The 18873-nt window shown below is 71.6% G+C and carries 21 protein-coding genes; 9 read left to right on the top strand and 12 right to left on the bottom strand.

Going from position 1 to position 18873, the window contains the following annotated elements:
• Positions 1 to 561: a DUF1003 domain-containing protein gene (locus IE272_RS06995; RefSeq protein ID WP_050360562.1), complete on the bottom strand. Its 561-nt coding sequence runs from the start codon at positions 559 to 561 to the stop codon at positions 1 to 3.
• Positions 548 to 1837 (bottom strand): magnesium transporter MgtE N-terminal domain-containing protein, encoded by a 1290-nt coding sequence (locus IE272_RS06990; protein ID WP_050360561.1) that lies wholly within the window; start codon positions 1835 to 1837, stop codon positions 548 to 550. Before IE272_RS06990 ends, IE272_RS06995 begins: the two co-directional genes overlap by 14 nt.
• 231 nt (positions 1838 to 2068) lie before the next feature.
• Here IE272_RS06990 and IE272_RS06985 point away from each other — a divergent pair, with 231 nt between their 5' ends.
• Positions 2069 to 2839, top strand: a complete 771-nt coding sequence (locus tag IE272_RS06985) for a hypothetical protein (RefSeq protein WP_050360560.1) — start codon at positions 2069 to 2071, stop codon at positions 2837 to 2839.
• A gap of 36 nt (positions 2840 to 2875) precedes the next feature.
• Here IE272_RS06985 and IE272_RS06980 read toward each other — a convergent pair whose 3' ends face one another.
• Together IE272_RS06980 and IE272_RS06975 are read right to left on the bottom strand one after the other, a co-directional pair.
• Positions 2876 to 3412 (bottom strand): hypothetical protein, encoded by a 537-nt coding sequence (locus IE272_RS06980; protein WP_190006464.1) that lies wholly within the window; start codon positions 3410 to 3412, stop codon positions 2876 to 2878.
• Positions 3413 to 3441: 29 nt separating this feature from the next.
• A complete protein-coding gene (locus IE272_RS06975; protein ID WP_057665652.1) occupies positions 3442 to 4569 on the bottom strand; it encodes a magnesium and cobalt transport protein CorA in 1128 nt (375 codons plus the stop codon).
• Positions 4570 to 5014: 445 nt separating this feature from the next.
• On the opposite strand from IE272_RS06975, the gene IE272_RS06970 reads away from it, so the two are divergent.
• Entirely contained in the window at positions 5015 to 5599 is a 585-nt protein-coding gene (locus IE272_RS06970) for a suppressor of fused domain protein (protein ID WP_190006463.1), read from the top strand.
• Between the two features lie 13 nt (positions 5600 to 5612).
• Here the strand turns inward: IE272_RS06970 and IE272_RS06965 are convergent, their stop codons facing one another.
• Positions 5613 to 6851, bottom strand: coding sequence for an MFS transporter (locus tag IE272_RS06965; protein ID WP_097915878.1), 1239 nt, complete (start codon positions 6849 to 6851; stop codon positions 5613 to 5615).
• Positions 6852 to 7033: 182 nt separating this feature from the next.
• Between IE272_RS06965 and IE272_RS06960 the strand changes: the two genes are divergently transcribed.
• From IE272_RS06960 to IE272_RS06950, 3 genes are all read left to right on the top strand, one after another.
• The gene (locus IE272_RS06960) at positions 7034 to 7711 is read left to right on the top strand and encodes a DUF6758 family protein (protein WP_056700741.1); all 678 of its coding nucleotides are present in this window, start codon (positions 7034 to 7036) and stop codon (positions 7709 to 7711) included.
• Positions 7712 to 7798: 87 nt separating this feature from the next.
• The gene (locus IE272_RS06955) at positions 7799 to 8665 is read left to right on the top strand and encodes a PHP domain-containing protein (protein WP_050360554.1); all 867 of its coding nucleotides are present in this window, start codon (positions 7799 to 7801) and stop codon (positions 8663 to 8665) included.
• Positions 8666 to 8839: 174 nt separating this feature from the next.
• Entirely contained in the window at positions 8840 to 9445 is a 606-nt protein-coding gene (locus IE272_RS06950; RefSeq protein WP_007446806.1) for a MarC family protein, read from the top strand.
• A gap of 117 nt (positions 9446 to 9562) precedes the next feature.
• Here IE272_RS06950 and IE272_RS06945 read toward each other — a convergent pair whose 3' ends face one another.
• Positions 9563 to 9715: a DUF8834 family protein gene (locus IE272_RS06945; protein WP_007446805.1), complete on the bottom strand. Its 153-nt coding sequence runs from the start codon at positions 9713 to 9715 to the stop codon at positions 9563 to 9565.
• Positions 9716 to 9922: 207 nt separating this feature from the next.
• Between IE272_RS06945 and IE272_RS06940 the strand changes: the two genes are divergently transcribed.
• The gene (locus tag IE272_RS06940) at positions 9923 to 10834 is read left to right on the top strand and encodes an NYN domain-containing protein (protein ID WP_007446804.1); all 912 of its coding nucleotides are present in this window, start codon (positions 9923 to 9925) and stop codon (positions 10832 to 10834) included.
• A 25-nt stretch (positions 10835 to 10859) separates the two neighbouring features.
• Here IE272_RS06940 and IE272_RS06935 read toward each other — a convergent pair whose 3' ends face one another.
• Entirely contained in the window at positions 10860 to 11717 is an 858-nt protein-coding gene (locus IE272_RS06935; RefSeq protein WP_190006462.1) for an alpha/beta fold hydrolase, read from the bottom strand.
• Between the two features lie 335 nt (positions 11718 to 12052).
• Here IE272_RS06935 and IE272_RS06930 point away from each other — a divergent pair, with 335 nt between their 5' ends.
• Entirely contained in the window at positions 12053 to 12316 is a 264-nt protein-coding gene (locus IE272_RS06930) for a TM2 domain-containing protein (RefSeq protein WP_073740081.1), read from the top strand.
• Positions 12317 to 12436: 120 nt separating this feature from the next.
• Here the strand turns inward: IE272_RS06930 and IE272_RS06925 are convergent, their stop codons facing one another.
• Positions 12437 to 14680, bottom strand: coding sequence for a DEAD/DEAH box helicase (locus tag IE272_RS06925; protein ID WP_190006461.1), 2244 nt, complete (start codon positions 14678 to 14680; stop codon positions 12437 to 12439).
• A 474-nt stretch (positions 14681 to 15154) separates the two neighbouring features.
• Here IE272_RS06925 and IE272_RS06920 point away from each other — a divergent pair, with 474 nt between their 5' ends.
• Positions 15155 to 15901 (top strand): ferritin-like fold-containing protein, encoded by a 747-nt coding sequence (locus IE272_RS06920; protein WP_007446800.1) that lies wholly within the window; start codon positions 15155 to 15157, stop codon positions 15899 to 15901.
• A 40-nt stretch (positions 15902 to 15941) separates the two neighbouring features.
• Here the strand turns inward: IE272_RS06920 and IE272_RS06915 are convergent, their stop codons facing one another.
• The 4 genes from IE272_RS06915 to IE272_RS06900 form a co-directional block, all read right to left on the bottom strand.
• Entirely contained in the window at positions 15942 to 16211 is a 270-nt protein-coding gene (locus IE272_RS06915) for a hypothetical protein (protein WP_050360550.1), read from the bottom strand.
• 191 nt (positions 16212 to 16402) lie between these two features.
• Entirely contained in the window at positions 16403 to 16630 is a 228-nt protein-coding gene (locus IE272_RS06910; protein ID WP_003966467.1) for a DUF3107 domain-containing protein, read from the bottom strand.
• Positions 16631 to 16770: 140 nt separating this feature from the next.
• Complete coding sequence (locus IE272_RS06905) at positions 16771 to 17412, bottom strand: TetR/AcrR family transcriptional regulator (RefSeq protein ID WP_056700731.1); 642 nt, start codon at positions 17410 to 17412, stop codon at positions 16771 to 16773.
• A 167-nt stretch (positions 17413 to 17579) separates the two neighbouring features.
• The gene (locus tag IE272_RS06900; RefSeq protein WP_056700729.1) at positions 17580 to 17795 is read right to left on the bottom strand and encodes an Rv3202a family protein; all 216 of its coding nucleotides are present in this window, start codon (positions 17793 to 17795) and stop codon (positions 17580 to 17582) included.
• A gap of 111 nt (positions 17796 to 17906) precedes the next feature.
• Between IE272_RS06900 and IE272_RS06895 the strand changes: the two genes are divergently transcribed.
• The gene (locus IE272_RS06895; protein WP_050360547.1) at positions 17907 to 18872 is read left to right on the top strand and encodes an alpha/beta fold hydrolase; all 966 of its coding nucleotides are present in this window, start codon (positions 17907 to 17909) and stop codon (positions 18870 to 18872) included.
• The last annotated feature ends 1 nt before the right edge of the window (position 18873 follow it).

Genomic DNA, 18873 nt, shown 5'->3' with positions numbered 1-18873 from the left:
TCAGCGGTCGCCTTCGTCACTCTCGGCCGGGAACAGCACCTGCCGGTCCTCCATGTCCCTCACCATGTCCTGGAGTTCCGAGCGGATCCAGTCCCGGGTGGCGACCTCGCCCAGGCCCATGCGCAGGGCCGCGATCTCCCGCGTCAGGTATTCGGTGTCGGCGATGGAGCGCTCGTTCTGCTTGCGGTCCTGCTCGTGCGTGACCCGGTCGCGGTCGTCCTGCCGGTTCTGCGCGAGGAGGATCAGCGGCGCGGCGTAGGAGGCCTGGAGCGACAGCATCAGCGTCAGGAAGATGAACGGGTACTGGTCGAAGCGCAGATCCTTGGGCGCGAAGATGTTCCACAGCACCCAGATGATGATGATCAGCGTCATCCAGACGATGAACCGCCCGGTCCCCAGGAAGCGCGCGATCCGCTCCGAGAACCGGCCGAACGCCTCCGGGTCGTACTCCGGCAGCAGCCGCCGGCGCGGGTCCTTCGGCTGGTCCAGCCGGGTGCGCGGGGGCCGCACCAGGCCCGAGGAACCGGTCGACGCCGCCTTCGCCCGCTCATCGCCCGCCATGACCGATCCCCTCCTCCCCGTGCAGATCCGTCTCGCGCCAGTCGTCCGGCAGCAGGTGGTCCAGGACGTCGTCCACGGTCACCGCGCCCAGCAGCGAACCGGTCTCGTCCACGACGGGCACCGAGACCATGTTGTACGCGGCCAGATAGCTGGTGACCGTCGGCAGCGGGGTGTCCGGCGACAGCGGCACCAGGTCGCTGTCGACGATCGAGCTGACCAGGGTGAACGGCGGATCGCGCAGCAGCCGCTGGAAGTGCACCGTGCCCAGGTACTTCCCGGTCGGCGTGTCGTCGGGGGAGCGGCACACGTACACCTGTGCGGCGAGCGCGGGGGACAGGTCCGCCTGCCGCACCCGGGCCAGCGCGTCGGCCACCGTCGCGTCGGGCAGCAGCACGATCGGCTCGGTCGTCATCAGACCGCCCGCCGTCCGCTCCTCGTACGACATCAGGCGCCGGACGTCGGCGGCGTCGTCCGGCCGCATCAGCGCCAGCAGCCGTTCCTTGTCCTCCTCCGGCAGCTCGGAGAGCAGGTCGGCCGCGTCGTCGGGGTCCATCGCCTCCAGGACGTCGGCGGCCCGCTCCTCGGCGAGCTTGCCGATGATCTCCACCTGGTCGTCCTCGGGCAGCTCCTCCAGGACGTCGGCGAGCCGGTCGTCGTCCAGGGCGGCGGCGACCTCCGCCCGGCGTTTCGGCGAGAGGTGGTGCAGGGCGTTCGCCACATCGGTGGGCCGCAGCCGCTCGAACGTGGCGACCAGGCTCTCCGCACCCTGGCCGTGCTCGTCCAGCGAGAAGCCGCTGACCGCCGACCACTCCACCGTCAGGGTCTCGCCCTTGCGGCGCAGCGCCCCGCCGCGCCCCTTGCGGACGAAGTACTTGTCGATCTCCCAGTCGCGACGGGCCGGCAGCTGCTGGATGGCCACGTCCAGGACGGTGACCTCCTCACCGTCCTCGCCGGGGCCGTCCACCAGCCGCACCCGCCGGTCCAGGAACTCGCCGAGGACGAGACGTTCGGTGGGCCGCTGCTCGAAGCGCCGCATGTTGACGACTCCGGTGGTGATGACCTGGCCGGACTCGACGCCCGTCACCCGGGTCATCGGCAGGAAGATCCGCCGGCGGCTGATCACCTCGACCACCAGGCCCAGGATGCGCGGCGGCCGTCCGCCGACCCGCAGCATCGCCACCAGATCGCGGACCCGGCCGACCTGGTCCCCGTTCGGGTCGAAAACGGGTACGCCGGACAGGTGCGAGACGAAGACCCGGGGGGTGACTGCCGCCATCCTCGACCTCCTTCGTCCGTCCGTGTCCACCGTGTCCGTACGCTCCGCCCGACCTCCCGGACCGACGCCGCCGACCAGCGGATTTCGACGGGTACGCCGGGATCAGGCTAGCCCGTACCGCCGCACCGCGCCCCGGCGGACCCGTCCGTACGGCTGGCTGCCGGACGGTGCGCGCCTCCCGGGTACGCTGCCGTCTGCCACCCCCGATCGCAGTTGAGAGGCAGTGCGCCCGTGACCTCTTTCGCCCCGGCCGTGCGGAACCATCGCCGGACCGCCCTCGCTCTCGTGCTGTGCGGAGGGCTCACCGCGGCCCTGGCCGCCTGCGGCACGGAGGAGGACCCGGACAAGGGGACCAACGGCGTCGCCAAACTCTCCGCGGCCGAGATCGACGAGAAGGCCAGAGCGGCGGCCGACGCGGCGAGTGCCGTACGCCTGTCGGGCACGCTCGTCAGCAAGGGCGGCACCTACCGGCTGGAGATGAAGCTCAACGCGGAGGGCGGCATGGGCTCGGTGACCTCCAAGAAGCAGAGCTTCGCCCTGCTGCGGGTCGACGACGAGCTCTATCTGAAGGCGCCCGCCGAGTTCTGGACCCACGAGGAGAGCGGCGGCGGCGCGGACGGGTCCTCCGACGTGGCGGCCGCCGACAAGCTCGGCGGCAAGTACGTGAAGGTCCCCGAGGGCGACCCCAGCTACCGCCAGCTGCGCGGCTTCACCGACAAGAAGGTCCTGCTCGACGGGCTGCTCGCGCTGAACGGAAAGGTCAACAAGGGCGGCCGGGACACGGTCGCCGGGCACCGCACCATCCAGATCCTGGGCGGCAAGGGCGAGGGAGGGGCGTTCGACGTCTCCCTGGAGGACCAGCCGTATCCGGTCCGGGTGGCCCGGGGCGGCGGCGGGGGCACGGTCACGCTGGCCGACTGGGGGCAGGCCTTCCCCCTGGAGGCGCCCGAGGAGGACGACACCGTCGACTACGGCGGCCAGCTCCCCAAGTCCTCCGGCTGAGCCGGGCCGGGCCCCGCTCATCTCACGGGGCCCGGCTCAGCGCTTCCCGCGACGCTTCAGCAGCAGCCGGGGGAGCGCCGCCGGAGCGGGTTTCCGGGTGGTCGCCCCGGTCGGCAGCGGGACGGCCGCCAGCGAGGTGTCCGGCAGCGCGGTGCTGACGGTCTCGGGCGTCAGCCGCACCACGGTGCACTCGCGCGCCCACCGCTCCGTCATCGACTCGGCGTCCGGCGCGTTCAGCCGCTTGCCCTTCAGCTCGGCGACGGCCGCCTCCCACTCCTCGGAGTGCGGCGGAAGGAAACGGGACACCGCACTCCAGGCGACGATACGGCCGCCCTTGTCCTTGCTGCGTACGGTCACCTCGGCGCGGCCGCCGTCGGCCAGGCCCTCGGGCAGCGGCTGCTCGCCGGGCCCGCCGCCGACCAGATGCGCCGCGCCGTCGTGCCAGACGTGCCAGACGGCACGGGCCGGCCCGTCGCCCCGTACCCAGACGAGACCGGACTTCTTCGTGGCCTCCTCGACGAGGGCCCTCTCCAGCAGGTCGGCGGCGGCATCGGGCGCGGCGGCGTCAGTCATGGGCGCGAGCCTAGACCCACCGGCACCGCTCAGAGCCAGCCGTTGCGCTTGAGGATGCGGTGGATGGAGAAACAGACCGCCCCGATGACGCCCAGCACCAGCGGATAGCCGTACTTCCACTCCAGCTCGGGCATGTAGTCGAAGTTCATGCCGTAGACGCCGCAGATCATCGTCGGCACGGCGATGATCGCCGCCCAGGAGGTGATCTTGCGCATGTCCTCGTTCTGCGTGACGGTCGCCTGCGCCAGATTCGCCTGGAGGATCGAGTTCAGCAGTTCGTCGAAGCCGAGGACCTCTTCCTGGACCCGGGCGAGGTGGTCGGCGACGTCGCGGAAGTACTTCTGGATGTCGGGGTCGATCAGCCGCATCGGCCGCTCGCTCAGCAGCTGCATGGGCCGCAGCAGCGGCGAGACGGCCCGCTTGAACTCCAGCACCTCACGCTTGAGCTGGTAGATCCGGCCCGCGTCCGAACCGCGCGGGCTGCCCTTGGCCGGGGTGGAGAAGACATCGATCTCCACCTCGTCGATGTCGTCCTGCACCGCCTCGGCCACCGCGATGTACCCGTCGACCACATGGTCGGCGATGGCGTGCAGGACGGCGGAGGGGCCCTTGGCGAGCAGCTCCGGATCGTCCTGGAGGCGGTGGCGCAGCGCGCGCAGGGAGCCCTGGCCGCCGTGCCGGACGGTGATGACGAAGTCCCGGCCGGTGAAACACATCACCTCGCCGGTCTCCACGACCTCGCTGGTCGCGGTCAGTTCGGCGTGCTCCACGTAGTGGATCGTCTTGAAGACGGTGAACAGCGTGTCGTCGTAGCGCTCCAGCTTGGGCCGCTGGTGGGCGTGGACGGCGTCCTCGACGGCCAGCGGGTGCAGCCCGAACTCCCGCGCGATGCCCGCGAATTCGGCCTCGGTCGGCTCGTGCAGACCGATCCACGCGAAGCCGCCCTCCTCCCGCACCTGGAGCATCGCCTCGTGCGGTGTCGGGGTCGCGGGCGTCGCCAGCCGGCGGCCGTCGCGGTAGACGGCGCAGTCGACGACGGCGCTGGACGCGGACGGGTCGCGGGTGGGGTCGTACGCGCTGTAGGGGGCGCTGTTCTTACGGAGGGACGGGCGCAGGGACGGGCGCACGGCGGCGCGCAGGTCACGGATCATCGACATGGCTGGCTCCTTCACGGAGGGCCGTCGGCGAGGGCGTGGAACAGCCCGGAATGGGGACGTGCGCTCACGTCCGCAAAGCGGGCGGCACCGCGCGGGCGCGATGACGGCGTTCGCTACAGACAGGCAAAAACGAAGGGCTCTTCCGTCGCGCGAACTGCTGTCGAGGAGTCATCCGGACACGACGGCGATGTCGGCACCGGGCGACCGACGAGGCGTCGGATCAACGGGAAATACGAGGCGCGGAAGAGCGGTTGGTACTGCACGGTCGACTTGGATCCATAGCAGTCCCCACCTCCTCCGGCCGGTCCCCCGTGGGGGACGACGTGTCGTCGGGACGAAGAAGAGCAACGCTTCTGCGTGCTGTCCCGACCGGCGGCCAGGCTATCAGCCGCCCCAGGCCCAATCCCGTACTTTGCCCATTCCCTACGCGATCTATGCTCGCGGCATGGCAGAAATTCTCGCTCTGGTCGAGGCCCGGCTCCGTTCCGCCCTGGGGGAACCGGACGCCCGCGCCGATGTGACGTTCCTGGGCACCGACCGCATCGAGGTGCTGCGCTTCCTCGACGGGGACGTGGTGCGCTACGCGACGCTCGGCATGTCCGGTCAGCCGATGGCCGACCCCACCTCTCCGCTCGCCGACCCGGTGAAGGGCCCCCGCGCCGAGCTGATCCTGTCCGTACGGGGCGGGCTCGCCGACACCGACCAGGTGCTGCGCCCGCTCGCCGTGCTGGCCGCGTCCCCGCAGGTCGAGGGGTTGATCGTGGCCGCCGGCGCCTCGCTGGACCTGGGGGAGCCGCTGTGGACCGGGGCGCCGTTCACCTCGGTGCTGGTCGCCGAGTCCGGCGGTCTGGTGGAGGACCTGGAGCTGGACGAGCCGATGGACCCGGTGCGCTTCCTGCCGCTGCTGCCGATGACGCACAACGAGGCCGCCTGGAAGCGGGTGCGCGGCGCGCAGGAGCTCCAGGATCGGTGGCTGACGCACGGTACGGACCTGCGCGACCCGCTGCGCACGTCCGTACCGCTGGACTGACCGGCCCGGGAGGTCAGTCGGCGAAGACCGCCACACCGTCCTCCAGCGCGTGGGCCGGCTCCCGTTCCTCGGCCTCGTGGTTCAGCGCCGTACGCCGTACGCCCACGACGGCCGCTCCGACGAGGGCGGCGAGCGCGGCCACCACGAACGGGATGTGGACGTCGGTCCACTCCTCGATCTTCGGGGCGAGGAAGGGGGCGGCCGCCGCGGCGAACCAGCGGACGAAGTTGTATCCGGCGCTCGCCACCGGGCGCGGCGCGTCCGAGACCCCGAGGGCCAGTTCGGTGAAGACGGTGTTGTTCATGCCGATGAACGCGCCGGAGACGATCGTGGCGACGACGGCCGTGCCGTGGCTGCCGTACCCGAGGACCAGCAGGTCGACGGCGAGCAGCACCAGGGAGGCCCCGAGCACCTTCAGCGAGCCGAAGCGGCGCTGGAGGCGCGGGGCGACCAGCACGGAGAAGACGGCCAGCAGCAGGCCCCAGGCGAAGAAGACCGCGCCGGACTTGTACGGGGTCATGTTCAGCACGAACGGCGTGAAGGCCAGGATCGTGAAGAACGCGTAGTTGTAGAAGAACGCCGAGGCCGCCACCGAGGCGAGCCCGCCGTGTCCGAGCGCCTTCACGGGATCGAGCAGTGACGTCCTGCGGGCGGGCTTCGGCTGCTCCTTGAGGAACGCGGCGATGCAGAGGAAGCCGATCGCCATCAGCGCGGCCGTGCCGAAGAACGGGTAGCGCCAGCTGGCGTCCCCGAGCACCGCGCCGAGCAGCGGCCCGCACGCCATGCCGAGGCCGAGCGCCGACTCGTACAGCAGGATCGCCGCCGCGCTGCCGCCCGCCGCCGCCCCGACGATCACCGCGAGGGCGGTGGAGACGAACAGGGCGTTGCCCAGGCCCCAGCCGGCCCGGAACCCGACCAGTTCGGCGACGGAGGACGAGGTGCCGGAGAGCGCGGCGAAGACGATGACGAGCGCGAGGCCGGCCAGCAGGGTCCTGCGGCCGCCGATGCGGCTGGAGACGAAGCCGGTGACCAGCATCGCGAAGGCGGTGATCAGGAAGTACGAGGTGAACAGCAGCGACACCTGGCTCGCCGAGGCGTCCAGTCCCTGGGCGATGGACGGCAGGATCGGGTCCACCAGGCCGATGCCCATGAAAGCCACCACGGAGGCGCCCGCCGTGGCCCAGACGGCCTTCGGCTGCCGCAGGATGCTGCCTCCCGTCGCTCCTTCGTCGAACGGATCCTCTCCCTGCATGGGTTCTCTCCTTCTCCTCCGGCGTCTCCGGAGGTCTTCGGCTCCGGATCGATGCGTTATGCACAGAATAAGTTAGGCAAGCTAATAAGTGCAAGCTACATCTATCTTTCCCGGTCAGGGCCACGCTGCGGACGGGTGATCGTCCTTGACGCGAGGACCGGCGGGGAGGACGGTTGGTCCCTATGAGGGGCGAACCCAGTTGCCCGAAGTGCGGTGGCCGGGTCAGGGCGCCCGGTCTCTTCGCCGACGCCTGGCAGTGCTCCGTGCACGGCCAGGTCCACCCGATGCAGCCGGTCATCCCGCCGAGCGTCGAAGGTCTCGGCGTCGTGGTGCACCGCGCCCAGGTCCCCGTCTGGATGCCCTGGCCGCTCCCCGTGGGCTGGCTGTTCACCGGGGTCGCCAGCGCGGGCGACGACCGCAGCGGCGGACGCGCCAGCGCCGTGGCCTGCTCCGGACCCGGCCCGCTGGGCGGAATGGGCGAGCTGCTGCTGGTCGCCGAGGAGCTCGGCGTCGGGCTCGGCGCCCGGTACGCCGGGATCGAGGGCCCGGACCCCGGCCTCCATCTCGACGTCGACTCCGCCCCCGACGCCAAGGTGCACGCCGCCGGCCGCCCCACCCCCCTCTGGCACGTGAAGAACGCTCCGTCGGACCGCGCCGTCTTCGCGGGCGAGGCGCGGGGGCTGTGGCTCTGGGCGATCCTGTGGCCCGAGCAGTCGGGACTGCTGATGTACGACGAACTGGTGCTCACCGACCTGCGGGACGCCGGGGGAGAGGTGGACCTCGTCCCCTGCGGCGCGCTCACCCCCCGCCTGCTCACCGCCCCCGAGGCGCCGCCCCGGCAGGCGACGGGCGAGCGGTAGGGGCCCTGAGCGCGGCCGGACGCCCGGCGTGCGGCGGTTATCCTTGAGCGGTCCCCCGTCCGCCCGCGAGCCCCGGAGTCAAGCGTCGTGCGCATCGATCTGCACACCCACTCCACCGCGTCGGACGGCACGGACACCCCCGCCGAGCTGGTCGCGAACGCCGCCGCAGCGGGCCTGGACGTCGTCGCGCTCACCGACCACGACACCGTGGGCGGCCACAAGCAGGCCATCGACGCGCTGCCCGACGGGCTCACCCTCGTCACCGGCGCCGAACTCTCCTGCCGCGTCGACGGTGTGGGCATGCACCTGCTGGCCTACCTCTTCGACCCCGCCGACGCCGAGCTGGAGCGCGCCCGGGAACTCGTGCGCGACGACCGGGTGCCGCGCGCCCAGGAGATGGTCCGCAAGCTGCGCGCCCTCGACGTCCCCATCACCTGGGAGCAGGTCGCCCGGATCGCCGGGGACGGCTCGGTCGGCCGGCCGCACGTCGCCGCCGCCCTCGTCGAACTCGGCGTCGTCCCCACCGTCTCCGACGCCTTCACGTCCGACTGGCTGGGCAACGGCGGCCGGGCGTACGCCGAGAAGCACGAGTTCGACCCCTTCGAGGCGGTCCGCCTGGTGAAGGCCGCGGGCGGGGTCACCGTCTTCGCCCACCCGGCCGCCGTGAAACGCGGCGCGGTGGTACCCGAGTCCACGATCGCCGCGCTCGCCGACGCCGGCCTCGACGGCGTCGAGGTCGACCACATGGACCACGACGAGCCCACCCGGGCCCGGCTCCGCGGCCTCGCCCGCGAACTGGGCCTGCTCACGACCGGCTCCAGCGACTACCACGGCACCCGGAAATTCGTCGAGCTCGGCGCGTGCACCACCGACCCCGAGATCTACGGCGAGATCACCCGGCGTGCCACGGGAGCCTTCCCCGTTCCGGGCGCCGGCGGAGCCGGTCCCCGCTAGCGGGTGTCCGGCGGATCACGGCCGGACAGCCCCCGGGCCCCCTCTTCCACCGCACCACGTCTCCAACTCCCCGCGCGCCCCTGTGCGTACCGCCGCGTGCCCGCCACGGCGGCGGCCGCCGCCCGGACCCCGCGCCCCCTCCGTAACGCCCGCTCTTCTCTCGCAAGGCTCACTGTGTTCGACGTCGCTGTCTTCGGATCCCTTTTTCTCACCCTATTTGTGATCATGGACCCGCCCGGGATCACGCCGATCTTCCTCGCCCTCACCGCGGGCCGCCCCGCCAAGGTGCAGCGCAAGATGGCGCTCCAGGCGGTCATGGTCGCGTTCGGCGTGATCGCCGTCTTCGGTCTGCTCGGTCAGCAGATCCTCGACTATCTGCATGTCTCCGTGCCCGCGCTGATGATCGCGGGCGGCCTCCTGTTGCTGCTCATCGCGCTCGACCTGCTGACCGGCAAGACGGACGAGCCGACGCAGACCAAGGACGTCAACGTGGCGCTCGTACCGCTGGGCATGCCGCTGCTGGCCGGGCCCGGCGCGATCGTCTCGGTCATCCTCGCGGTGCAGCACGCCGACGGTGTGGGCGGCCAGCTCTCGGTGTGGTCCGCGATCGTCGCCATGCACGTGGTGCTCTGGCTGACCATGCGCTACTCGCTGGTCATCATCCGCGTGATCAAGGACGGCGGTGTGGTGCTGGTGACCCGGCTCGCCGGCATGATGCTCTCCGCCATCGCCGTCCAGCAGATCATCAACGGCGTCACCCAGGTCATCCAGAACTCCTGAACCCGCCCCACGCACCACTGCGCCCCCGCACGGACGTTCCGTGCGGGGGCGCTTCGTCTTCAGCGGCGCAATGCGGTGAGGCGCGGGGCCTCGGCAGGCGTCATGAGCCCATGAGCGTTACGAAGCCGAGCTGTCGGCCGGACGGATGTAGATGCGCTGGCCCATCGCTGCGGCCTGCTGCACGATCCGGTTGACGGAGGCGGCGTCCACGACGGTGCTGTCCACGGCGGTACCGTCGACGTCGTCGAGTCGCATGATCTCGAAGCGCATAGGGCTTCCCTTCGTCTGATCCTCCTGCTGGAGAACTGCTGGCGCCGGTGGGGCGTCCCACCGGCAAGACTAGGAACGCGAGGCTTCCCTCGCGTTCCACGTGGGTTACAACGGCTTGCCCCCTGCAAACATTCCCTACGCTAAGGAAATTTTTTGGATGTCTAAGTACCCGTCGGTAGTCACGTCACCACAGACCATGAGGTTCGCATGAACGAGGCGGACCCGCAGTCCATCGGCGGAGCCGGCCTCGGCGCCCGCCTGGACCGCACCAACGAGCTGCTCCAGCGGATGCTCATCGAGGTCTCCAAGACCCCGTCGACGCACGCGATCTTCGTGGACGCCGGCTATGTGTACGCCGCGGCCGGGCTGCTCGTCACCGGCACCGAGGACCGGCGCTCCTTCGACCTCGACGCCGAAGGGCTGATCGAGGCCTTCATCGACAAGGCCCGCACGATCTTCGCGGACAGCAGGCTGCTGCGCGTCTACTGGTACGACGGGGCCCGCCGCCGCATCCACACCACCGAGCAGCAGGCCATCGCCGAACTCCCCGACGTCAAGGTGCGGCTCGGCAATCTCAACGCCAACAACCAGCAGAAGGGCGTCGACTCGCTCATCCGCACCGACCTCGAATCCCTCGCCCGGCACCGCGCCATCAGCGACGCGGCGCTCGTCGGCGGCGACGAGGACCTGGTCTCGGCGGTCGAGGCGGCCCAGGGCTACGGGGCACGCGTGCACCTCTGGGGCATCGAAGCCGCCGAAGGCCGCAACCAGGCCGAACCGCTGCTGTGGGAGGTCGACAGCCAGCGCACCTTCGAGCTCGACTTCTGCCGCCCCTACGTCACGCGGCGGCCCGTCACCACGTACGAGGACGACAGCCCGGCCCCCTCCCGGGAGGACGTCCGCTTCGTCGGCGCGCAGATCGCGGCCGCCTGGCTCGCCGCACGCGGCCGGGAGTCCCTCGCCGACCTGCTGCCCGGCCACCCCTATCTGCCGGGCTCCGTCGACCAGGACCTGCTGGTGGAGGCGGAACGCCTGCTCCAGCACTCGCTGCGCGGCCACGCCCACCTGCGGCGGGCGCTCCGCGACGGCTTCTGGCAGCACCTGCAGTCGCAGTACTGACGGCCGCGGGGCCGGTGGCGGCGCGTCAGGCGGCCGGCAGGCCGTCCCAGAACGCGGCCAGTGCCTTCGCGGTCTCCTGCGGGCGGGCGGTGTTGGGGGAGTGCTCGGCGCCGGCGATCGTGGTGCGGCGGGCGCCGAGACGCCGCGCCATGGAGTCGAACAGCTCCACCGGCCAGACGTCGTCGCGCTCCCCGGACAGGACGTGGACGGGCAGCCCGACGGCGGCCAGCTCGTCCACCCGGTCCGGTTCGGCGGCCAGCTGGGCCCCGGTCGCGATCAACTGGGCCGGGTGGTGGGCGAGCCAGCGGTGGCGCATGTCCGCACCGTCGCCGGTGTCCGCGTCCTGCGGGGGGTCCAGCGCCCGCATCGCCTGCCAGACCTCGTCCATGGACAGCACGGACAGCGCTTCGCTCAGCATCCTCACCTTGTCCCGCTGGGCCGCGACGACCTCCGCCGGACCCGAGGACATCAGCGTCAGGGAGCGGAACGGGGCGGCGTCCAGCAGGACGGCGGCGCGGGCGATCTGACCGCCGAGCGAGTGCCCGAGCAGATGCAGCCCGCCGTCCCCGCCGCCCAGGGCAGCCGCCTGGGCCAGCACGTCGCGCGCCAACTCTCCCTGGGCGTAACTCTCCTGGCGGTCCGTCCCCTTCGACTCGTACTGCCCCCGGCCGTCCACGGCGACCACCCGGTAGCCCGCCGCGCACAGCGGTTCCAGCAGCGCGATGAAGTCCTCCTTGCTGCCGGTGTATCCGGGCAGCAACAGGGCGGTGGCCCGTGCCGGGGTACGCGGTACGGCGTCCAGGACGGCGAAGTCGCCGCGCTCGGTGCCAAGGACACGGGCGCGGGCACAGGGAGGCGGGGCGAAGGTGGGCGGGCGGCTCATACGGCGAGGCTATCCCCGTCGCACCCGTCCCCGCCTCACCGGGAGGCGTCACCGGCCCCGCTGCCGCGCTACTTCCAGCGCGCGAGCTGTGCCCCGGGAACCGGGCTCCGGGAACTGTGCCCACCGGAGCCGGTCCCCGCGCCGAACGCGCTCGCCGCCGCCCGTCCCGCCCGTGGGCACGATCATTCGGTGCCGTGCCGATGGAACCCCGGTCTTCTTTACCCTGTCATTACACAGGGGGTCCTCAGCGCGCTGTCCATCGGCGCCGCTCCCTCATGGCTCCGCGCCGGGATCCTCGCATCCGGTTGCTCTTCCGCTCACCCAGGAGATACCTCATGTCCGTCCCCACCCCGGACGCCCCTTACGGCTTCGACCCACAGGGCCGCCCGTACTCCGACAAGTCGAAGGTCATCGCCGGTGTCCTCCAGATACTTCTCGGAGGTCTCGGCATCGGACGCTTCTACGTCGGGTCCATCGGTGTGGGTATCGCCCAGCTCCTCACCTTCGGCGGTCTCGGCGTCTGGGCGCTGATCGACGGCATCCTCTACCTCACCAGCAATGACCGCACCGACAAGCAGGGCCGCGTCCTCCGCAACTGATCCGGCACCGCCCGCGCGGACACCGGACGGACCCCGTCGGCCCCGGGGAACGACTCCGCCCCGTCGATCATCGGATCGACGGGGCGGAGCGCTGCGTGTGGTGCGGTGTGGCCGGAAGCGTCAGCTCTCGGTCGTCGTCGCCGACGCCTTGCCCGCCGGGCGGGTGGCGCGACGGCGGCGCGGCTTCGTCTCGGCGGCGGCCTCGCTCACCACGGCCTCGGCCTCGGAGACCACGGCGGCCTCCTGGGTCGCGGTCGAGGTGACGCTGCGGGTGGCGCGGCGGCGGCGCGGCTTGGCGTCCGCCTCGACGGCCGGGGCCTCGACGGCGGGCTGCTCGGCGGCGACCGCCTTCGCGGTGGCCTTCTTCGCCGTGGCCTTCGAGGCGACCTTCGCGGTGACCTTCTCCGTGGTCTCCGGAGTCTCCGCCGTCTCCGCCTTTGCCCGGGACTTCGTCGTCCTGGTCGCCCGGGCCTTCGGCTCGGCCGACGTGGCCGCGGCCTTCGGCTCCGCCTTGGCCTTCGTCGTGGCGCGGGCCGGACGACGACGCGTCTTCGCCTCGGGCTCCGGCTCGGCGGCCGGGGCGATCTGGAAGTCGACCTCGTCGGCCGGCTTCACGATCCGGGTGCGGCGGCGCGGCTTGACGGCCTTCGGCTCGGCGACCGGCTCCGCCACGCCCGCGGCGACGGCCACGGTCTGGAAGTCGACCGGGGCCGGTGCGGCCGGAGCCGCGGCGACGGGCGAAGCCGTCTCCTCGGCCACCGGCTTCACGGTGGCACGGCTGCGCCGACGCCGCGGCTTGGTCTCCGGCGCGGCCTCCGCGACCGGCTCGGCCACGGGAGCGGCCTCGATCACGGGAGCGGCCTCGGCCACCGGAGCGGGCACCACCGGGGCCTCGGCGACCGCCACGGCCGCCTCGGCGACGGCCTCGGCGGCGCTGACGCGGGTACGGCGGCGACGGCGCGGCGTACGCGGCGCGTCGTCGGACGCGGCGTCACCGGCCGGTGCGACCGAGGCGACCGGGGAGGTCTCCTTGGCGGGTGCGGGCACCGTCGCGGCGCCCTCCTCCGCGACGGAACCGCCACGGGTGCGGCGACGCTGACGCGGCGTACGGGTGCGGGGCTCGCGCTCCTCACGGGCGGGGGCCGGCGCGGCGGCCTTGCGGCCCCGTCCGCCGGTCTCGCCGAGGTCCTCGACCTCCTCCGCGCGCAGACCGGCACGGGTCCGCTCGGCACGCGGCAGCACACCCTTGGTGCCCGCCGGGATGCCGAGCTCCTCGAAGAGGTGCGGCGAGGTGGAGTACGTCTCGGGCGGGTCCGGGAACTTCAGGTCCAGGGCCTTGTTGATCAGCTGCCAGCGCGGGATGTCGTCCCAGTCGACCAGCGTGATCGCGATGCCCTTGGCGCCCGCGCGGCCGGTGCGGCCGATGCGGTGGAGGTAGGTCTTCTCGTCCTCCGGCGACTGGTAGTTGATGACGTGGGTCACACCCTCGACATCGATACCGCGCGCGGCGACGTCGGTGCAGACCAGGACGTCGACCTTGCCGTTGCGGAAGGCGCGCAGCGCCTGCTCGCGGGCGCCCTGGCCGAGGTCGCCGTGGACCGCGCCGGAGGCGAAGCCACGCTTCTCCAGCTGTTCGGCGATGTCGGCGGCCGTGCGCTTCGTGCGGCAGAAGATCATCGCGAGCCCGCGGCCGTCGGCCTGGAGGATGCGGGAGAGCATCTCCGGCTTGTCCATGTTGTGGGCGCGGTAGACGTGCTGGACCGTGTTCTTGACGGTCGTGCCCTCGTCGTCGGGCGACGTGGCGTTGATGTGCGTCGGCTGCGACATGTAGCGGCGCGCGAGGCTGATGACGGCGCCGGGCATGGTGGCCGAGAACAGCATCGTCTGGCGCTTGGGCGGCAGCATCGTGATGATGCGCTCGACGTCGGGCAGGAAGCCCAGGTCCAGCATCTCGTCGGCCTCGTCGAGGACGAGCCCGCGGATGTGGGAGAGGTCGAGCTTGCGCTGGCCCGCCAGGTCCAGAAGACGGCCCGGGGTGCCGACGATCACGTCGACGCCCTTCTTGAGGGCCTCGACCTGGGGCTCGTACGCCCGGCCGCCGTAGATCGCGAGAACGCGGACGTTACGGACCTTGCCGGCCGTGAGCAGGTCGTTGGTGACCTGCTGGCACAGCTCGCGGGTGGGGACGACGACGAGCGCCTGCGGCGCGTCGGTCAGCTGCTCGGGCTTCGCGCGGCCCGCCTCGACGTCGGCGGGAACGGTCACGCGCTCCAGGAGCGGGAGTCCGAAGCCGAGCGTCTTGCCGGTGCCGGTCTTGGCCTGGCCGATGACGTCGGAGCCGGAGAGCGCTACGGGGAGCGTCATCTCCTGGATGGGGAAGGGGGACGTGATGCCGACAGCCTCAAGGGCTTCGGCCGTCTCGGAAAGAATGCCGAGGTCGCGGAACGTAGTCAGGGTGCTGCCTCTTCTGTGAGACGCGGTCCGAGGCGAACGCTGGGGGTCGTACCGTGCCGGGGTTGGTCATCCGGCCGTGGATGGGCCGGGTGGCGCGGGACCACTGCCGTCGCTCGAGCGCTCGTGCCGCTGAGGGGGCCCCTCATCTGCAGTCGTACGTGTCGTACGCACCGCGTGGAGGGCTGTCGGGTCGGAGCCGATCGGGCCACCGACCGGGCATCCTCATTCAAGGGCGCGCCCCTGGCACAGCACAGTGCTCAGTAAGCGCAATACCACTGTACCCCGGATTCGCGCATGTGTGTTGGACGAATTCATCGGAACGGTATGAGGCCCCCGGCTGACCAGGCCCTTCCGCCCTGCGCGGAGCGGGCTATCGTTCCGTTCATGGAGACGCCTGACCACGCCACTGAGACCCCCGCCGAAGCTTCCGCAGCCACCGGGATCGCCGCCCAGGACTGGGCCACCGCGGCCGCCGACCCGCAGTACCGCGCCGCGGTCGTGGACCTGCTCGGCGCCCTCGCCTACGGAGAGCTGGCGGCCTTCGAGCGGCTGGCCGAGGACGCGAAGCTCGCGCCGACGCTCGGCGACAAGGCGGAGCTGGCGAAGATGGCCGCCGCTGAGTTCCACCACTTCGAGCAGCTCAACCAGCGGCTCACCGCCGTGGACGAGGACCCCACCGCCGCGATGGAGCCGTTCGCCAAGGCCCTCGACGACTTCCACCGGCAGACGGCGCCGTCCGACTGGCTGGAGGGCCTGGTCAAGGCGTACGTCGGCGACTCGATCGCGAGCGACTTCTACCGCGAGGTCGCGGCCCGGCTGGACACCGACACCCGGTCCCTGGTCCTGTCCGTGCTCGACGACACGGGTCACGGGAACTTCGCCGTGGAGAAGGTGCGCGCCGCGATCGAGGCCGACCCGCGACTCGGCGGCCGGCTCGCGCTGTGGGCGCGACGTCTGATGGGCGAGGCGCTGTCGCAGGCCCAGCGGGTGGTCGCCGACCGCGACGCCCTCTCGACGATGCTGGTGGGCGGCGTCGCCGACGGCTTCGACCTGGCGGAGGTGGGCCGGATGTTCTCGCGGATCACCGAGGCCCACACCAAGCGGATGGCCGCACTGGGACTGGCCGCCTAACACCCCGCTCCCTGATCCGGCCTGATCCAAACGAAAGACCCTAGGCCGCCGCCGACCGGGCGAGGCGGCGGCCGCGTGGTCGGATCAGGAGCGACAGCGTCACCGCCCCGACGGACACGGCTCCGATCAGCGTCGCCAGGACGTGGTCGGTACCCAGCGCGGCATGCGTCAGATACGCGCCGAACAGGGCGCCGAGCGTGCCGGTGAGATATACCGCACGGCCGGACGGCAGGCGGTCGGCCAGTGATCGGAGCGCCACCCAGGACAGGGCGAGTCCGAGGACGGCGGCGCCGAAGGATTCCCAGATCACGGAAGATCACCTCGCGGGGGTGTGCGGGGCGGGCAAAACGGTCGTAGGCGGTACTACCCCCGGCCTGTGGAGGGCAACCCTCCAACGACCCGTTACGACCCGTACGGGAGACCCGCCCCGGACAGAACGCAGGAGCGGCCCTGCGGGGAAAACCCCGCCGGGCCGCTCCTGTGATCAACGCGTCCGGTGGACTACAGCGTCCCGAACCCCACCCGGCGGGTGGTCGGCTCACCGATCTCCACATACGCGATCCGGTCGGCCGGCACCAGGACCTTGCGGCCCTTGTCGTCCGTGAGGCTGAGCAGCTCCGCCTTGCCGCCCAGTGCCGCGGCGACCGCGCTCTCGACGTCCTCGGCGGAAAGCCCGCTCTCCAGAACGATCTCGCGGGGCGTGTGCTGCACCCCGATCTTGACCTCCACGGCTATGTCCCTCCGACGGTCAGTCCTTGCGCGGCGAACCGCGCCGTACGCAGCCACATTAGCCCGGCGGGGGCGGCGCTCAGGGCCCGACCGGCAACGCCCGCAGCGAACACGGCGTCAGGCGTCGTCCGCCGGAGGGCTCAGGGCTGCTCGACGCCGTGCAGCGGGAAGCCCGCGATACCTCGCCAGGCCAGCGAGGTGAGGAGCTGGACGGCCGTGTCACGGGGGATGGCGGACCGGCTGGAGAGCCAGTAGCGCGCCACCACCTGGGAGACGCCGCCGAGGCCCACGGCCAGCAGCATGGACTCCTCCTTGGACAGGCCGGTGTCCCCGGCGATCACGTCGGAGATGGCCTCGGCGCACTGGAGGGACACCCGGTCGACCCGCTCGCGCACGGCGGGCTCGTTGGTCAGGTCGGACTCGAAGACCAGCCGGAACGCGCCGCCCTCGTCCTCCACGTACGCGAAGTAGGCGTCCATCGTCGCCTCGACGCGCAGTTTGTTGTCCGTCGTCGAGGCGAGCGCCGTGCGCACGGCCTGGAGCAGCGACTCGCAGTGCTGGTCGAGGAGGGCCAGGTAGAGCTCCAGCTTTCCGGGGAAGTGCTGGTAGAGCACAGGCTTGCTGACTCCGGCCCGCTCGGCGATGTCGTCCATCGCGGCGGAGTGGTAGCCCTGCGCGACGAAGACCTCCTGTGCGGCGCCCAGCAGCTGATTGCGTCGGGCGCGGCGGGGAAGGCGTGTACCCCGCGGGCGCGCCGCCTCTGTCTGCTCGATGGCTGTCACGCCGCCTCCCAAATATGTGTTCCAGCACAGCCGGTCCGTGCACGCTGCGCCGTACAGCCATCGTACTTTTGGGTAACCCGGGTATGCGCGGCGCGGACGCAGAATTTCATGGACCGGACGGCTGTGGAAGCCACAGTTCTTCCTGGTCGCGAGCAAACCGGGGCGTATTACCGGTAATCGTCCTCATCCAAGGGAATCACCCTGCGCTGTTCCGCCACATCGGCCTCATTGGCGGTGTCCGGGTCGATACTCTCCGCCCGTTCGTCGTCCTCGGGCCGGACATCCGCCCGCTGCTCGGCGGCGTCCGCCTCCGGGGCCTCGGGCCCCGGCCGTTCCGGCTCGGCGTTCTCGAAGGTGTCCGGGTCGCTCGGGTCGACCGTCATGTGCAGCTCCCTTCCTTCCCCTGAAGAGTAGGAGCTACCCGTCCACCCCGCGATGCGGCCTGTGACGGCGAACACATGAATGAGGGCGTGATCGTCTCGTAACATTGCCGCATGTCTTCGACCGAGCTGCCGGGTGTCCAGGCCGCCGCAGCCGCGGTGGCCCCCACGGTCAGTGCCGTCCGGGTCGCCGACGGCGAACGGCTGCGCTCCGTGTCGCTGCCGGGGATCGGGCTGAACGTCCGCTGCCGGCCGGGCGACCGGACCGGACTGCCCCCCGCGCTGTACGTGCACGGGCTCGGCGGCTCGTCGCAGAACTGGTCCGCGCTGATGCCGCTGCTGTCCGACGTGGTCGACGGCGAGGCCGTCGACCTGCCCGGATTCGGGGACTCGCCGCCGCCGGACGACGGCAACTACTCGGTGACCGGACACGCCCGTGCGGTGATCCGGCTGCTGGACGCGGAGGAGCGGGGGCCTGTTCACCTGTTCGGCAATTCGCTGGGCGGCGCCGTCGCCACCCGGGTCGCCGCCGTCCGCCCCGACCTGGTGCGCACCCTCACCCTGATCTCGCCCGCCCTGCCGGAGTGGCGGGTGCAGCGACCCGCCGTCCCGACCGGTCTGCTGGCGGTGCCGGGAGTCGCATCCCTGTTCGCCCGGCTCACGAAGGGCTGGACGGCGGAGCAGCGGACGCGCGGAGTCATGGCACTCTGTTACGGCGATCCGGCACGGGTCTCCGACGAAGCCTTCCGCAACGCGGTGGCCGAGATGGAGCGACGGCTGGAGCTGCCGTACTTCTGGGACGCGATGACGCGTTCGGCCCGGGGCATCGTCGATGCGTACACCCTGGGCGGCCAGCACGGACTGTGGCGCCAGGCCGAGCGGGTGCTCGCACCGACCCAGCTCGTGTACGGCGGACGGGACCAGCTCGTCTCGTACCGGATGGCACGCAGGGCGTCCGCGGCATTCCGCGACGCCCGGCTGCTGACGCTGCCCGACGCGGGGCACGTGGCGATGATGGAGTACCCGGAGGCGGTCGCCCAGGCGTTCCGGGAACTGCTGGACGATTGCGGCGGGAGCTGAT

Source organism: Streptomyces anulatus, from assembly GCF_014650675.1.
Lineage (GTDB): Bacteria > Actinomycetota > Actinomycetes > Streptomycetales > Streptomycetaceae > Streptomyces > Streptomyces anulatus.
The sequence above is the reverse complement of the archived record's forward strand: the minus strand, read 5'-3'. Positions and strand labels throughout refer to the sequence as shown.

Bases quoted from the DNA above. Each gene is read 5' to 3' on its own strand.
- IE272_RS06995 (WP_050360562.1), bottom strand. From the start codon at position 561: ATGGCGGGCGATGAGCGGGCGAAGGCGGCGTCGACCGGTTCCTCGGGC.
- IE272_RS06990 (WP_050360561.1), bottom strand. From the start codon at position 1,837: ATGGCGGCAGTCACCCCCCGGGTCTTCGTCTCGCACCTGTCCGGCGTA.
- IE272_RS06980 (WP_190006464.1), bottom strand. From the start codon at position 3,412: ATGACTGACGCCGCCGCGCCCGATGCCGCCGCCGACCTGCTGGAGAGG.
- IE272_RS06975 (WP_057665652.1), bottom strand. From the start codon at position 4,569: ATGTCGATGATCCGTGACCTGCGCGCCGCCGTGCGCCCGTCCCTGCGC.
- IE272_RS06970 (WP_190006463.1), top strand. From the start codon at position 5,015: ATGGCAGAAATTCTCGCTCTGGTCGAGGCCCGGCTCCGTTCCGCCCTG.
- IE272_RS06965 (WP_097915878.1), bottom strand. From the start codon at position 6,851: ATGCAGGGAGAGGATCCGTTCGACGAAGGAGCGACGGGAGGCAGCATC.
- IE272_RS06960 (WP_056700741.1), top strand. From the start codon at position 7,034: ATGAGGGGCGAACCCAGTTGCCCGAAGTGCGGTGGCCGGGTCAGGGCG.
- IE272_RS06945 (WP_007446805.1), bottom strand. From the start codon at position 9,715: ATGCGCTTCGAGATCATGCGACTCGACGACGTCGACGGTACCGCCGTG.
- IE272_RS06940 (WP_007446804.1), top strand. From the start codon at position 9,923: ATGAACGAGGCGGACCCGCAGTCCATCGGCGGAGCCGGCCTCGGCGCC.
- IE272_RS06935 (WP_190006462.1), bottom strand. From the start codon at position 11,717: ATGAGCCGCCCGCCCACCTTCGCCCCGCCTCCCTGTGCCCGCGCCCGT.
- IE272_RS06930 (WP_073740081.1), top strand. From the start codon at position 12,053: ATGTCCGTCCCCACCCCGGACGCCCCTTACGGCTTCGACCCACAGGGC.
- IE272_RS06925 (WP_190006461.1), bottom strand. From the start codon at position 14,680: ATGACGCTCCCCGTAGCGCTCTCCGGCTCCGACGTCATCGGCCAGGCC.
- IE272_RS06920 (WP_007446800.1), top strand. From the start codon at position 15,155: ATGGAGACGCCTGACCACGCCACTGAGACCCCCGCCGAAGCTTCCGCA.
- IE272_RS06900 (WP_056700729.1), bottom strand. From the start codon at position 17,795: ATGACGGTCGACCCGAGCGACCCGGACACCTTCGAGAACGCCGAGCCG.
- IE272_RS06895 (WP_050360547.1), top strand. From the start codon at position 17,907: ATGTCTTCGACCGAGCTGCCGGGTGTCCAGGCCGCCGCAGCCGCGGTG.